The sequence below is a fragment of the Mycobacterium sp. 852014-52450_SCH5900713 genome, from assembly GCF_001667075.1.
In the GTDB taxonomy this organism is placed as follows: Bacteria; Actinomycetota; Actinomycetes; order Mycobacteriales; family Mycobacteriaceae; genus Mycobacterium.
The window spans coordinates 93,889-107,585 of record NZ_LZIL01000011.1 but is presented as its reverse complement, the minus strand read 5'-3'; the positions used below and the strand labels follow the sequence as shown (position 1 = coordinate 107,585).

13 protein-coding genes are annotated in these 13,697 nt (G+C 69.6%); 1 reads left to right on the top strand and 12 read right to left on the bottom strand.

The window, feature by feature from the left end:
• Positions 1-5: 5 nt before the first annotated feature.
• The 9 genes from A5773_RS04280 to A5773_RS04240 form a co-directional block, all read right to left on the bottom strand.
• The gene (locus A5773_RS04280) at positions 6-1,682 is read right to left on the bottom strand and encodes a ribonuclease J (protein WP_067789613.1); all 1,677 of its coding nucleotides are present in this window, start codon (positions 1,680-1,682) and stop codon (positions 6-8) included.
• Positions 1,683-1,701: 19 nt separating this feature from the next.
• A complete protein-coding gene (dapA, locus tag A5773_RS04275; RefSeq protein WP_067789611.1) occupies positions 1,702-2,604 on the bottom strand; it encodes a 4-hydroxy-tetrahydrodipicolinate synthase in 903 nt (300 codons plus the stop codon).
• An 81-nt stretch (positions 2,605-2,685) separates the two neighbouring features.
• The gene (thyX, locus tag A5773_RS04270; RefSeq protein WP_067789814.1) at positions 2,686-3,438 is read right to left on the bottom strand and encodes an FAD-dependent thymidylate synthase; all 753 of its coding nucleotides are present in this window, start codon (positions 3,436-3,438) and stop codon (positions 2,686-2,688) included.
• Positions 3,439-3,448: 10 nt separating this feature from the next.
• Positions 3,449-4,504 (bottom strand): restriction endonuclease subunit S, encoded by a 1,056-nt coding sequence (locus tag A5773_RS04265; RefSeq protein WP_067789608.1) that lies wholly within the window; start codon positions 4,502-4,504, stop codon positions 3,449-3,451.
• Complete coding sequence (locus tag A5773_RS04260; protein WP_067789605.1) at positions 4,501-5,877, bottom strand: type I restriction-modification system subunit M; 1,377 nt, start codon at positions 5,875-5,877, stop codon at positions 4,501-4,503. Before A5773_RS04260 ends, A5773_RS04265 begins: the two co-directional genes overlap by 4 nt.
• A complete protein-coding gene (locus A5773_RS04255) occupies positions 5,877-7,124 on the bottom strand; it encodes a winged helix-turn-helix domain-containing protein (protein WP_197507849.1) in 1,248 nt (415 codons plus the stop codon). The genes A5773_RS04260 and A5773_RS04255 overlap by 1 nt, the downstream gene beginning before the upstream one ends.
• Before the next feature lie 18 nt (positions 7,125-7,142).
• The gene (locus A5773_RS04250) at positions 7,143-7,844 is read right to left on the bottom strand and encodes a DivIVA domain-containing protein (protein WP_066950456.1); all 702 of its coding nucleotides are present in this window, start codon (positions 7,842-7,844) and stop codon (positions 7,143-7,145) included.
• Positions 7,845-7,930: 86 nt separating this feature from the next.
• Complete coding sequence (locus A5773_RS04245) at positions 7,931-8,428, bottom strand: dihydrofolate reductase (protein ID WP_066950459.1); 498 nt, start codon at positions 8,426-8,428, stop codon at positions 7,931-7,933.
• Entirely contained in the window at positions 8,425-9,225 is an 801-nt protein-coding gene (locus tag A5773_RS04240) for a thymidylate synthase (RefSeq protein ID WP_067789598.1), read from the bottom strand. The genes A5773_RS04245 and A5773_RS04240 overlap by 4 nt, the downstream gene beginning before the upstream one ends.
• A 42-nt stretch (positions 9,226-9,267) precedes the next feature.
• Here A5773_RS04240 and A5773_RS04235 point away from each other — a divergent pair, with 42 nt between their 5' ends.
• Positions 9,268-10,017 (top strand): dienelactone hydrolase family protein, encoded by a 750-nt coding sequence (locus tag A5773_RS04235; RefSeq protein ID WP_066950465.1) that lies wholly within the window; start codon positions 9,268-9,270, stop codon positions 10,015-10,017.
• On the opposite strand, the gene A5773_RS04230 is transcribed toward A5773_RS04235, so the two are convergent.
• From A5773_RS04230 to A5773_RS04220, 3 genes are all read right to left on the bottom strand, one after another.
• Positions 10,006-11,220: a glycosyltransferase gene (locus A5773_RS04230; protein ID WP_067789809.1), complete on the bottom strand. Its 1,215-nt coding sequence runs from the start codon at positions 11,218-11,220 to the stop codon at positions 10,006-10,008. The genes A5773_RS04235 and A5773_RS04230 overlap by 12 nt on opposite strands.
• 194 nt (positions 11,221-11,414) lie before the next feature.
• Entirely contained in the window at positions 11,415-12,506 is a 1,092-nt protein-coding gene (locus tag A5773_RS04225) for an acyl-CoA dehydrogenase family protein (protein ID WP_067789596.1), read from the bottom strand.
• Positions 12,503-13,696 (bottom strand): acyl-CoA dehydrogenase family protein, encoded by a 1,194-nt coding sequence (locus A5773_RS04220; RefSeq protein WP_067789594.1) that lies wholly within the window; start codon positions 13,694-13,696, stop codon positions 12,503-12,505. The genes A5773_RS04225 and A5773_RS04220 overlap by 4 nt, the downstream gene beginning before the upstream one ends.
• Position 13,697 lies beyond the last annotated feature (1 nt).

Here is a 13,697-nt window from a genome sequence, read left to right as displayed (position 1 = left end):
GCGAGTCAGACCTCGATGACCGTCGGCACGATCATCGGTTGCCGGCGGTACACCTCGCCCACCCACTTGCCGACGGTGCGGCGCACGGCCTGCGCGATGCGGCCCGGATCGGTGATGTTGTCCGCGGCAAGCAGTTCCAGCTCCGCCTCGACCCGGCGCCCGGCGGGCTCCAGCGCCTTGGGGTCCTCGGAGAAGCCGCGCGAATGCAAATGCGGCGCGGCCACGGGGCGCCCGGTGCCGCGCTGGACGACGACGGTCACCGCGACGAAGCCCGACGACAGGATGAGCCGTTCCCCCAGCGTGATGTCGCCGACGTCGCCGCTGATCAGCCCGTCGACGAACATCTTGCCGACCGGAACCGCCCCGGCGATCGACGCCGTGCCGGCGACCAGGTCGACGCTGACGCCGTTCTCGGCCAACAGGATCGACTCCTCCGGCACCCCGGTGCTGGCCGCCAGCTTGGCGTTGGCGCGCAGCATCCGCCAGGTGCCGTGCACCGGCATCACGTTGCGCGGCCGCACACCGTTGTAGAGGAACAACAGCTCGCCGGCATACGCGTGGCCCGAAACATGCACGCGTGCTTGGGCATTCGTGACGACGCGCGCCCCGATCTTGGCGAGCGCGTCGATCACGCCGTAGACCGCCTCCTCGTTGCCGGGGATCAGCGACGACGCCAGCACGATCAGGTCTCCCGCCGTGAGCGTGATGCTGCGATGTTCGCCGCGCGACATCCGCGACAGCGCCGACATGGGCTCGCCCTGGGTGCCGGTGGTGATCAGCACCACCCGCTCGGGCGGCATCATCTCGGCGGCGCCGATCTCGATCACGTCGGAATCGGCCACCCGCAGGAACCCCAGCTCGCGGGCGATGCCCATGTTGCGCACCATGGACCGCCCGACGAACGACACCCGCCGGCCCAATGCGACCGCGGCATCGATGATCTGCTGCACCCGGTCGACGTTGGAGGCGAAGCAGGCCACGATCACCCGGCCCTCGGCGCCCCGGATCAGGCGGTGCAGCGTCGGTCCCACTTCGCTCTCCGAGGGCCCCACGCCGGGGATCTCGGAGTTGGTCGAGTCGCACAAGAACAGGTCCACACCGGCGTCGCCGAGCCGCGACATGCCGGGCAGATCGGTGGGCCGGCCGTCCAGGGGAAGCTGGTCGAGCTTGATGTCGCCGGTGTGCAAGACGGTTCCCGCGCCGGTGTGCACGGCGATCGCCAGCGCATCCGGGATCGAGTGGTTGACGGCGAAGTATTCGCACTCGAAGACGCCGTGGGTGCTCCGCTGGCGTTCGCTGACCTCGACGAACACCGGCTTGAGCCGGTGCTCGCGGCATTTCGCGGCGACCAGCGCCAGAGTGAACTTCGACCCGACGACCGGGATGTCGGGGCGCAGCTTGAGCAGGAACGGGATGCCGCCGATGTGGTCCTCGTGCGCGTGGGTCAGCACCAGCGCCTCGATGTCGTCGAGCCGGTCGGAGATGTGGCGCAGGTCCGGAAGTATCAGGTCCACCCCGGGCTCGTCATGGGTGGGGAACATCACCCCGCAGTCGATGATCAGCAACCGGCCGAGATGCTCGAAAACCGTCATGTTCCGGCCGATTTCGCTGATGCCACCGAGCGCGGTGACCCGCAACCCACCAGTGGTCAAGGGACCAGGAGGGGCGAGGTCTACATCCACTTACGGGCCACCCTCTGGCTCACCGGAGCACCGAAGCCGCGCGCATATCGGCGGCCAGCGCGTCGATCTGCTCGGGCGACGCCGGCATTTGCGGCAGCCGGGGATCGCCGACTTCGATGCCCTGCAGACGCAGACCCGCCTTGGACATCGTCACGCCGCCCAGCCGGCTCATCGCGTTGCACAGCGGGGCGACGGAGACGTTGATCTTCCGCGCGGTGGCGATGTCGCCGGAAGCGAAGGCGGACAACATCTCTCGGAGCTGACCCGCGGCCACATGGGAGATCACGCTGATGAAGCCGGTGGCGCCCATGGCCAGCCACGGCAGGTTCAGCGCGTCGTCCCCGGAGTAGTAGGCCAGCCCGGTCTCGGCGATGATCTGACCGCCGCTGTGCAGGTCGGCTTTGGCGTCCTTGATTCCCACGATGTTCGGATGGGCGGCGAGCGCACGGATGGTCTCGGTCTCGATCGGGATCACCGAGCGCGGCGGGATGTCGTAGAGCAGCACCGGCAGGTCGGTGGCGTCGGCGACGGCGGTGAAGTGCGCGATGAGGCCGCTCTGCGGCGGCTTCGAGTAGTAGGGCGTGACCACCAGCAATCCGTGGGCGCCCTCGGCCGCGCAGGCCTTGGCCAGCCGGACGCTGTGAGCGGTGTCATAGGTGCCCGCGCCCGCGATCACCCGGGCGCGGTCGCCCACCGCCTCCAGCACGACGCGGAGCAGTTCCCGCTTCTCGTCGTCGGTGGTGGTCGGCGACTCGCCGGTGGTGCCGGAGACCACGAGGCCGTCACACCCCGCGTCCACCAGGTGGTTCGCCAGGTGTGCCGCGGCGGCGGTATCGAGGGAGCCGTCGGGAGCGAACGGTGTCACCATCGCGGTCAGCACGGTTCCCAACCGGGCCGGGGCGTCGAATCCGACGGTGCTCACGGTCCTTAGGTTACCTGGCGGCGGCAAGGTATTTGGCAACGGCGCGGACGTGCGTTGCCGGGGCGGCGGGGGCGATCAGCCTCAGGCTTCGGTCGCCAGCGGGCTGGTGGCTACCTCGGTCCCGTCGGCCAGCGTCGAGATCTCGAAGTCGGCGAACACCGCGGGCACGGCGTCGGCGAGCTGACGCAGGCACTCGATGGCCAGCCGCCGGATTTCCACGTCGGCGTGCTCACTGGCGCGCATGGCGATGAAGTGCCGCCAGGCCCGGTAGTTGCCCGTCACGACGATGCGGGTCTCGGTCGCGTTCGGCAGCACCGCCCGGGCGGCCTGGCGCGCCTGCTTGCGCCGCAAGACGGCGTTGGGTTGGTCGGCGAATTTCGCCTCGAGCTTGGCCAGCAAATCGGCGTAGGTGGCCCGGCTGGCGTCGGCGGCCTCGGTCAGGATCCGGCGCAGTTCGGGGTCGTCCTCCATGCCCGGGGGCACGACGATTCGCGAGTCGCCCTCCGGCACGTAGCGCTGCGACAGCTGCGAGTAGGAGAAATGCCGGTGCCGGATCAGCTCGTGCGTGAGCGATCGCGAAATGCCGGTGATGTAGAACGACACGCTGGCGTGCTCGAGCACCGAAAAGTGCCCGACGTCGATGATGTGCTTGATGTAGCCGGCGTTCGTCGCGGTCTTGGGATTGGGTTTCGACCAGCTCTGATAGCAGGCCCGGCCGGCGAACTCGACCAGCGCCGCGCCACCGTCGGCGTCGGTGGTCCACGGCACGTCCGGCGGCGCCAGGAACTCGGTCTTGGCGATCAGTTGCACGCGTAGCGGCGCGGTCTCGGCCACGGCGCTCACCTTAACGTGGCGACCGCACCCGTAGCTCACCCGATATCAGCGGGGCCAGCAGCGCGTCGCGGACGGCGGACAGCCGCGCGTTCTCGGTGCGACGCGCGTCGCACAGCGCCCCCATCTCGGTGATCGTCTGCAGGGCCGCGGTCGGCAGGCGCCGGACGTCGGGGACCCCAACGTCCAACAGATCGCGCGGCTGGATCCGCTGATGGCTCCCCGAAGTCCCGGCCACCCGGCGCTGCAGCCGTTCGGAGACGTCGGGCTGCCGCACGGCCGACCACAAAGCCGAGGCGTCGACGCCGCACGGCTTCAGGACGACGAACTCGCTGCTGGCCACGGCCATCTGCGGCGGCAGGCTGACCACGTTCCAGATTCGCGGAATCCGGGGATTGAGCTTGGCGAACAAGACGCACGGCTCCGACAGCAGGAATTTGCCGCTCCTGATGGATTCGCCGCCCACGGGGCGCGGCCGCGCCCCGTCGTCGAAGGCCGCAAGGCTGAAGTGCGCGACCACGTCGTCGAACTCGGCCACGTCGAGGAACACCGTCGACCGGCCGGCCAGGCTGGACAGCGGCACGCGTTCGTGGGCCGACTCCGCGATGGCGACCATCACGTTCTCGGCGGTCTCGATCACCCGTTCGTTGGCGGACACTTTGTCGTCGAGGGAGCCGAGCAGTTCGGCGATCGCCTGGCGCTGCGGCGCGCCCACGCTGCGCACCGCAACGTCACGCAGGATGCGCTGGCTGAGCAGCGGCTGCCCCGATCCACCGCGGTGATCGCCCAGCCGGCAGGTTTGCAGCGCGTAGTACCAATACCGCGTCTCGCGTGGGTCTTTGGCCCGGCATACCAGTGCGTTCTCGGTGACCCAGACGTCGGAGGCGCAGTACCGCAGGCTGCCGCACCGCGACCCGACGCGCCCGAGGACGATCAGCGGGCCGGCCGCGTTGGGTTCGGCCGTGTAACCGATCGCCCCGTTGGCGCCGTACACACGGAAGCGTCCGCCGGGCGCCGGCGCGCTGCCGCCGGTGCTGAAGGCCAGGTGGTCACCCAGTGTGGTGGTCAAGTCAGGCGCTCCAATTGTTGGCGCACAACGCCTTCCAGGCGGGCGGATTCGTCAAGTGCCGCGAGCAGGTCGCCGGTCAGCCGGGCGATCTTCTGCTCCACCGGCTCGCCGCCGCCCTCGGGCTCGGGCGCCCCGACATACCGTCCCGGCGTGAGCGGGTAGCCAGCCGCGGCGATCTCGTCGAGCGAAGCGGAGCCGCAGAACCCCGGAACATCTTGATAGGTAAGACCTTTCGCGGCAGCCGATTCCGATCCGCGCCACGCGTGATACGTGTCGCCGATGCGGACGACCTCCTGGTGCGTCAGCGCCCGCTCGGTGCGGTCCACCAGGTGGCCGAGCCCGCGGGCGTCGATGAACAGCACCTGCCCGGACCGCTCGCCCTTGTCGGTGTCGAAGAACCACAGGCACACCGGGATCGACGTGCTGCGGAACAGCTGCCCGGGCAGCGCGACCATGCAACACACCAGGTCGGCGTCGACGATCCGCGCGCGAATCTCCCCTTCCCCGGCCACGTTCGACGACATCGAACCGTTGGCCATGACCACGCCGGCCTTCCCACCCGAACCCAGTTTGGACAGGACGTGCTGAATCCACGCGTAGTTGGCGTTGCCCGCGGGCGGGACACCGAAGCGCCACCGCGGGTCACGGTCGTCGCGCGCCCAATCCTTGATGTTGAAGGGCGGATTGGCCATCACGTAATCCATCTGCACGCCGGCGTGCTGGTCGTCGCGGAACGTGTCACCCCACCGGGCGCCCAGCCCGGAGTTGTCGATGCCGTGCACGGCGAGGTTCATCTTCGCCATGCGCCAGGTCTGCTCGACGCTTTCCTGTCCGCAGATCGTGATTCTGGCGGGGTCGCCGTCGTGTTCGGCGATGAACCGCTCGGTCTGCACGAACATCCCGCCCGAGCCGCAGCACGGGTCATACAGCCGACCACTCGAGGGTTCCAGAACCTCGACGATCACGCGGACCACGCTTGGTGGGGTGAAGAATTCGCCGCCGCGGCGCCCTTCCGCGCGCGCGAAATTGCCCAGAAAGTACTCGTACACCTCGCCCAGCACGTCCCGGGCGCGGCCACGCTCACCGAATCGCGCGGTGTCCAGCAGGCCCAGCAGTTCACCGAGGCGGCGCGGGTCGAGGTGGTTCTCGTATAGCCGCGGCAGCGTCGCGACCTCCATCGCGTCGTCGACGAGCCGGCCGATGTCGGGCGATTCCGCGTTGTGCACCAACAACTTCCACTGCGCATCGAAGGCGTGCTTGAGGAACACCAGCCCGAGAACGACGTCCTTGTACTGGCCGGCAGATAGGGAGCCGCGCAGTTTGTTGGCCGCCTTCCACAGCGTGTTTTTGAGCTCTTTGTCCGTCGCCCGCATCAGCCGGCCGCCCGCAGATCGGCGGCCAGGTCGCCCCGGGTGGCGACGCTGAACCCGCCCAGACCCAGCCACGACGCCATCGACTGCAATTCGCCGGCCAGCGCCTCGACGACGCGCGGTCGCGGCGCGTCGGGTTCGCCGAACGCGCCCACGACGCGCAGCGTGTCGCCGGCCCGATCGGCCTTGAGGTCGACCCGCGCCACCAGCCGCCCGTCCATCAGCAGCGGCCACACGTAGTAGCCGTACTGGCGCTTGTGGGCCGGGGTGTAGATCTCGATGCGGTAGTGAAATCCGAACAGCCGCTCGACCCGGGGCCGAAAGAAGATCAGCGGGTCGAACGGACACAACAGCGCGGTCCCCCGGTCGGCTCGCGGCACCGCGCGCCCGGTGCGGAGATAGGCCGGCGCGGGCCAGCCTTCGACGTCGACCCGCTCGACCTCCCCCGCGGCCACCAGGTCGGCGACCGCCGGCTTGACCTGCTGGGCCGACAGCCGGAAGTAGTCGCGGATGTCGGCCTCGGTTCCCACGCCGAGCGCGGTGGCCGCCCGCAGCGTGAGTTCCCGGACGGCCTCCTCGTCGTCGACGTCGCGCGCCAGCACGCTCGCCGGCAGCACCCGTTCCACCAGGTCGTAGTGCCGTGCGAAGCCCACCCGGGTGGCCGTCGTGAGCACGCCGGACGCGAACAGCGCCTCGGCGACCCACTTGGTGTCGCTGCGGCTGCCCCACCAGCTTCCTCTGGGCCCACGCGGTTCGGCCTCGAGATGGGCCTCGATCTGTCCGGCGGTGCTGGGCCCGAGCTCGGCGACGGCGGCGACGATCTTGTCGGCGAGCTGGGGATTGGCCTTGACGATGTGCACGCCCCAGCGGCCGTGCCGGTACTGGCGCATCCGCCAGCGCAGCAGCGGCCAGTCGTCGACGGCCATCAGCGCGGCCTCGTGCGCCCAGTACTCGGCCAGCAGCCGCGACGCGCGCGGCCCCCAGGCGGCGCGGTCCAGCACGTCGCGGTCGTAGGGGCCGAGCCGGCTGAACACCGGTGCGTAGTGGGCGCGCACCGCGACCGAAACCGAATCCAGTTGCAGCACTTGGATTCTCGATATCAGCCGCTTCAGGTGCGCGCGGGTGATCGGACCGGCGGGCCGTTGCTCGCTAAAGCCTTGGGCCGCAACGGCGATCCGTCGGGCTTGCGCGGCCGACAGCCTGGGGGTCCGGATCGACACGGCGCCGAGAATACCGCTCGGGTGCGACAGCGCCCGGCGGCGACGCGGCTAGCCCGTGCTGACTTTCCCGTCCAGCGGCACCACGACGCTCGGCTCCGGCGCGTTCTTCTGCTCCTGGTAGGCCGACTCGAGAGCGGCCGGGACCGCTTCGAGGTCGCGGTACACGCCCATCAGCTGCTCGAGGACGTTGATCCGTTGCTTGATCGCCTCGTCCGCCGCGCGCCGGGCCTGCTCACGGTAGTGATCGGCCTCGCGCTGGGCGTCGCGCCACGCCTTGTCGATCGCCGCTTCGGTGTCGGCGCGCATCCCGGCCAGTTCGGCTTCGAGCTGCTTCTTGGCTTCCTGGTAATCGGTTTCCATGGCTTTCCGCTGCTCGGCCATCGCCGCCAACTCCTCTTCGTGCTTTCGCTGCGCGGCCTCGACCTCGGCCTCGGCCGCTGCGATCAGCGCGTCCGCCTCGCTCCGCGCCTCGGCCTGCATCTCGGAAACCTCCTCGACCGCACGCTGCAGCATCTTCGCCATCCGGCGCTGCACCGCGTGGGGTGAGGGTGAGGTGTCGGTGAGGACGGCGACCTCCTTGCGCAGCGCGGCCGTCTGGTCGCCGGCTTCCTTCAGCCGGGACCTCAGGCTCTCGACATCGTCGAGCAGCAACTGCTGCTTGGTGGTCAACATCTCGATGTGGGCATCGACCGCGGCCGGGTCGTAGCCCCTGAACATGCGAGTGAACGCTTTCGTGGGTTCGGTTATCACTGCCAATTCCCCCTCCTGGCAACGTGTGGTGACGCGGAGAGACCGACCCCCGCGTCCGAGTATGTCACGGGCGCGCAGGCCCACGCCTATGCCCGACGGTAGCTGTGCAGCCGGTATCGCAGCCCCGTGCGGCTGACCTGCCACTCCCCCGTCTCACCCAGCCAGGCGTCGTCGAGCACAGGCGCCAGCGCGTCGTCGTCGTCGCGCCGCAGGTCGACTTCGACCTCGGTGACCTCACACCGCGTGGCGTGGGGCAGCGCGAGCAGATAGACCTGCTCGCCACCGATCACCCACGTCTCGGGCTCGGTCTCGGAACCGGCAAGAGCCGCCTCGAGCGATCCGACGACCTGTGCGCCGTCGGCCACGAAGTCCCTCCGGCGCGAGAGTACGACATTCCTGCGACCGGGCAGCGGCCGGACCTTGGCAGGCAGCGACTCCCACGTGCGCCGGCCCATCACCACGGTGTTCCCGATGGTCAGCTCTTTGAAGCGGGCCAGGTCCTCGGGTACTCGCCACGGGATGTCGCCACCACGGCCGATGATGCCCGACGTCGACTGCGCCCACACCAGGCCGAGGTCGGTCATACAGCGACGGGGGCTTTGATCGCGGGGTGCGGGTCGTAGTTCTTCACGACGACATCGTCGTAGGTGTAGTCGAAGATCGAATCCCGGTGTCCCAGTAAAAGTTCCGGATATGGCCGCGGCTCGCGGCTGAGCTGGGTGCGCACCTGCTCGACGTGGTTGTCGTAAATGTGGCAGTCGCCGCCCGTCCAGACGAACTCACCGACCGACAGACCGGCCTGGGCGGCCATCATGTGGGTGAGCAGCGCGTAGCTGGCGATGTTGAACGGCACACCGAGGAAGAGGTCGGCGCTGCGCTGATACAGCTGACAGCTGAGCCGGCCGTCGGCCACGTAGAACTGGAAGAACGCGTGGCACGGCGGCAGCGCCATCTGCGGGATCTCGCCGACGTTCCACGCCGACACGATGATGCGCCGCGAGTTTGGGTCGCTGCGCAGCAAGTCCAGCGCCGCGGTGATCTGGTCGACGTGCTCACCCGTCGGCGTCGGCCAGGACCGCCACTGCACGCCATATATCGGCCCGAGATCGCCTGTCTCGCTTGCCCATTCGTCCCAGATGGTGACGCCGTGCTCGTGCAGCCAGGCGACATTCGAGTCGCCGCGCAGGAACCACAGCAACTCGTAGATGACCGACTTCAGATGCACCTTCTTGGTGGTGAGCAGCGGGAAGCCGGCCGACAGGTCGTAGCGCAACTGCCGGCCGAACAGGCTGCGGGTCCCGGTGCCGGTGCGGTCGGCTTTGGCCGTGCCCCGCTCGAGCACCAGGCGCAACAGGTCCTCGTATGGCGTCGGGATCGGCACGCGGCCAGCTTAGCTCCCGGGGCCAGGAGTAGAACGGGTCCCATGCCGAACATCATCGACACCATCGCCACCGCTGACGGGACCTGCACCGTCCACTTGTTCACCCCCGATGGTCCGGAATCCCAAGTTCCGTGGCCCGGCGTGGTCATGTACCCCGACGCCGGCGGATTGCGCCACACCTTCGAACAAATGGCGGCCAAATTGGCCGGATACGGCTACGCCGTGCTTCTTCCCGACGTGTACTACCGCAGCGGCGAGTGGGCCCCGTTCGACATGGCCACCGTGTTCGCCGACGAGAAGGAACGCAGGCGGCTGTTCGGGATGATCGGCAGCATCACCCCGGACAAAATGGCCGGCGACGCCGTCGCCTTCTTCGACTACCTGTCGGCCCGGCCGGAGGTGTCCGGGGAGCGCTTCGGCGTGTGTGGCTATTGCATGGGCGGCCGTACGTCCTTGGTGGTCGCCGGTCGGGTACCCGAGCGCGTCGCCGCTGTGGCGTCCTTCCACGGCGGCGGCCTGGTGACCGACACGGCGGACAGCCCGCACCTGCTGGCCGACCGGATGCGCGCAACGGTGTATGTGGGTGGCGCCAAAGATGACGCGTCCTTCACGCACGACCACGCCGAGCAGCTCGACAAGGCGCTGACCGCCGCCGGCGTGCAGCACACCATCGAGTGGTATCCGGCGGCCCACGGGTTCGCGGTTCCGGACAACGCGCCGTATGACCCCGCCGCGGCGGAGCGGCACTGGCAGGCCATGACCGAGGTCTTCGGTTCCGCGTTACCGCGCTAACCCGTCCAGCAGCAGCGTTGCGGCCACCGCCGCGCCGTCGGTGCGGATCGTTGCGGCCACGGCACCCGCCCGCGCACGGATATCCGGCGACAGGGCCGTCTCGAGCGCGGCCGACAGCGACTCGGCGGTGGGCGCCGGGCCGTCGTGCGCGACACCGATGCCCAGGTCCGCCACCCGGCCCGCCCAATACGGCTGATCGGCCCCCTGCGGCAGTACCACCTGCGGCACACCGGCCCGCGCGGCAGTGGTCGTGGTGCCCGCGCCGCCGTGGTGCACGACTGCGGCGACGCGGGCGAAGAGCGCCCGGTGGTTGAGCTCACCGACGGCGAGGCAGTCGTCGCCGTCGTCCACCGGGGCCAGGCCGGACCAGCCCCGGTAGAGAATCGCCCGGCGGTCATGGGTGCGGACGGCCTCGACCACCGCCCGGGAGAGGTCGGTCGCGGCGCGCATCGGCATGCTGCCGAAGCCCACGTACACCGGCGCCGAGCCGGCGTCGAGGAACTCCGCCACGTCGGCAGGGAGGGGACGTTCGTCGGGCAGCAGCCACGCCCCGGTCTGGACCACATCGAGCCCGCTTCGCTCCGGCCACGGGCCCAGCGTGGGATCAGCCGCCAGCCATGGACGCTCGGTGAGGGCGTAGTCGCGGATGTCATCCACCGGCGGCAGACCCAGCGACGCGCGGTGGTCGTTGAGCGTCGGGCCGAGCAGCGTGTTCATCTGCTGGGCGTCCCTCCGCCACAGCACCCGGTTGTCGATCAAGCCGGGCGGAAACTGGCCGGCATACGTAGGGGGCAGGTGGTGCGGCGACGGCAGGATGGTCGGTTGGTAGCTCACGTAGACGTAGGGAATGCCCAGGCGCTCGGCCACCGACCGCGCGCCCGCCGCGACCGGCGGGAAGCCGGTGGCCACCAGCAGGTCACATCCGTCGGCCGCGGCGGCCACCTTGTCGAATTGCGCGGCCACCAGCCCGTCCAGGTGCCGGCGGAGGTCGTCTTCGGACGGCGTGAGGCCGGCCGCCATCGCACGCCACAAATCGCCGAATGGCACCAGCGACAGGCCGCTGCCGGCCAACAATTCCGCGAATTCCCGGTCCGGCGGCGCGCACACCCGAACCTGCGCGCCGAGCGCCCGCAACTGAACCCCGAGCGCCGCAAGCGGTTCGACCGCCCCGCGCGAATCGTGAGTGGACAGCAACACCCGCATTCCGACGTTCTTCACCTCCGGCGTGCGGTCGGCCACCTCGTCGCCCACCGCGGACCGACACCTTCGCATGAAACGGCGGCCCGTGGCCCGCGTCGATCAGGAAGGAGATTCCGATGACGCCGCGAATACCGCGGCAAAATAACGGAGTTTGCCCTCCGCAGCGGGCCGCGGGGAAAAAATCAATCCGAGCCCAACTAGGTCGGGGGCAGGCCCACCAATTCGGCCAGCCGGGCGCGGTGACGGTAGGCGGTGCCGAAGATCAACTGGTCGCTCTTGGCGCGCTTGAGATAAAGGTGCGCCGGATACTCCCACGTCATGCCGATGCCGCCGTGCAGCTGCACGCACTCCTCGGCCGCATGCACGGCGGCGCCGCTGCAATACGCCTGCGCGACGGCGGCCGCGACGGCCGCGTCTTCGTCCCCGCGGGCACACGTGTCGGCGGCGTAGCGGGCCGCCGCCGTCGCGGCGCCGATTTCGAAATACAGATCGGCCAACCGGTGTTTGATCGCCTGGTACGAGCCGATCGCGCGGCCGAACTGCTTGCGCTGCTTGGCATATTCCAGCGTGGTCTGGAAACACCATTGGGCGACGCCGAGCTGTTCGGACGCGAGCAGGGCCGCCCCCGTACGCAGCGCCTCGTTGACCGACCCGCCGGCCGGCCCGACGCGAGACGAGGCGACCGCCGAAAAGCGCACATTCGCAAGGGGCCTCGTCATGTCCAGCGCCAGCAATGGCGACACCTCCACACCGGCCGCGGTGCGCGAGACGGTATGCAGCTCGTGTCCGTCCGGACCGGCAACCGACACCACCAGCACGTCGGCCTGCGCGGCGCCGGCGACGCTGGTGACCGATCCGCTCAGCCCGTCTGCGCCGCCGGCCACCGCCCCGGGCGGATCCCCGGGCGCGGTCGAGAGCGGCACCACCAACGCCGCGGTCAGCTCGCCCTCGGCCAGCGCGGACACGGTCTCGGTATCGCCGGCCTGCAACAGCGCAACGGTGGCCAGCACCGCGCTGGACAAGAACGGCACCGGCGCGACGGACCGGCCGATCTCCTCCATGACGACCGCGGCCTCGCGGGCACCCGCCCCCGCCCCGCCAAGCGACTCCGGAACCAGCAGGCCGGCCACCCCGAGCTCGACGGCCAGTGTCCGCCAGACGCTTGAGAAGTCTTGCGGTTCGGGGTCATAGGCGCGGGCGACCGATTCGGGCGGGCAGCGGTCGGCGAACAGATGCCGAACGCTGTCGCGCAAGGCCTCCTCGGTGTCCGAGTACAGCAGGTCACTCACCGGTCCAGGTCCTTCCAGGCGACGTCTTTGTCGACGCGGTGCTCGCCCGGCAGGCCGAGAATTCGCTCGGAGATGGTGTTGCGCAGAATCTCCGAGGTGCCGCCCTCGATCGAGTTGCCGCGAGCCCGCAGATAACGGTATCCGGGCTCGCGCCCGACCAGATCGACGACTTCGGTCCTGCGCATGGTCCAGTCGTCGTACCGCAGCCCCGCCTCGGCGTGCAGCTCGATGTCGAAGCCCGAAATGGCTTGCGCCAGCTTGGCGAAGGCGACCTTCATGCCGGCGCCCTCCGGTCCGGGCTGACCCACCTGGGCCTGCTGCCGCAGCCGCTCGCCGGCCAGGCGAAGGACTTCCGCGTCGACCCACAGCTTCATCAGCTCGTCGTGCATCGCGGGATTGCGCAGCCCGGGTTCATCCCGCCACGCCTTGGTGACCTTCCCGATGATCCCGCCCTCGCGCGGTGTTCCGGCGCGCGTACCGATCGCGACGCGCTCGTTGTTGAGCGTGGTGGTCGCGACCCGCCAGCCGCCGCCGACCGGGCCGAGCCGGTTCGCGTCGGGCACCCGCACATCGGTGAGGAACACCTCGTTGAACTCGGCCTCGCCGGTGATCTGACGCAGCGGGCGCACCTCGACGCCGGGCTGCGTCAAGTCGCACAGGAAGTACGTCAGGCCAAAGTGTTTGGGCACCGTCGGGTCGGTGCGGGCAACCAGGATGGCCATCTGCGCGTGCTGCGCCATCGACGTCCACACCTTCTGCCCGTTGACAATCCAGTCGTCACCGTCGCGGACCGCTCGGGTGGCCAACCCGGCCAGGTCAGAGCCCGCGCCGGGTTCGCTGAACAACTGGCAATACACTTGCTCACCGGTGAACAAGGGGCGCAGGAACTTTCGTTTCTGCTCGTCGGTCCCGAACGCCGCGATGGTGGGCGCCGCCATGCCCATCCCGATGAAGTTCTTCGCGGTGCCTCCCACCGGCGCGCCGGCGGCCGCCAGCCGGGCGTCGACGAGTTCCTGGGCCTTTCGCGGCAGGTCCAACCCGCCGAAGCCGTGCGGCAGGTGCACCCAGGCCAGGCCCGCGTCGTACTGCGCGCCAAGGAATTCGCGCGGATCGGTGGTGGCCGGGTCATGCTCGTCCAGCAGCGCCTGCACCCGCGCCTTCAGGTCCGCCGCCAATTCATCGGAGCTCATG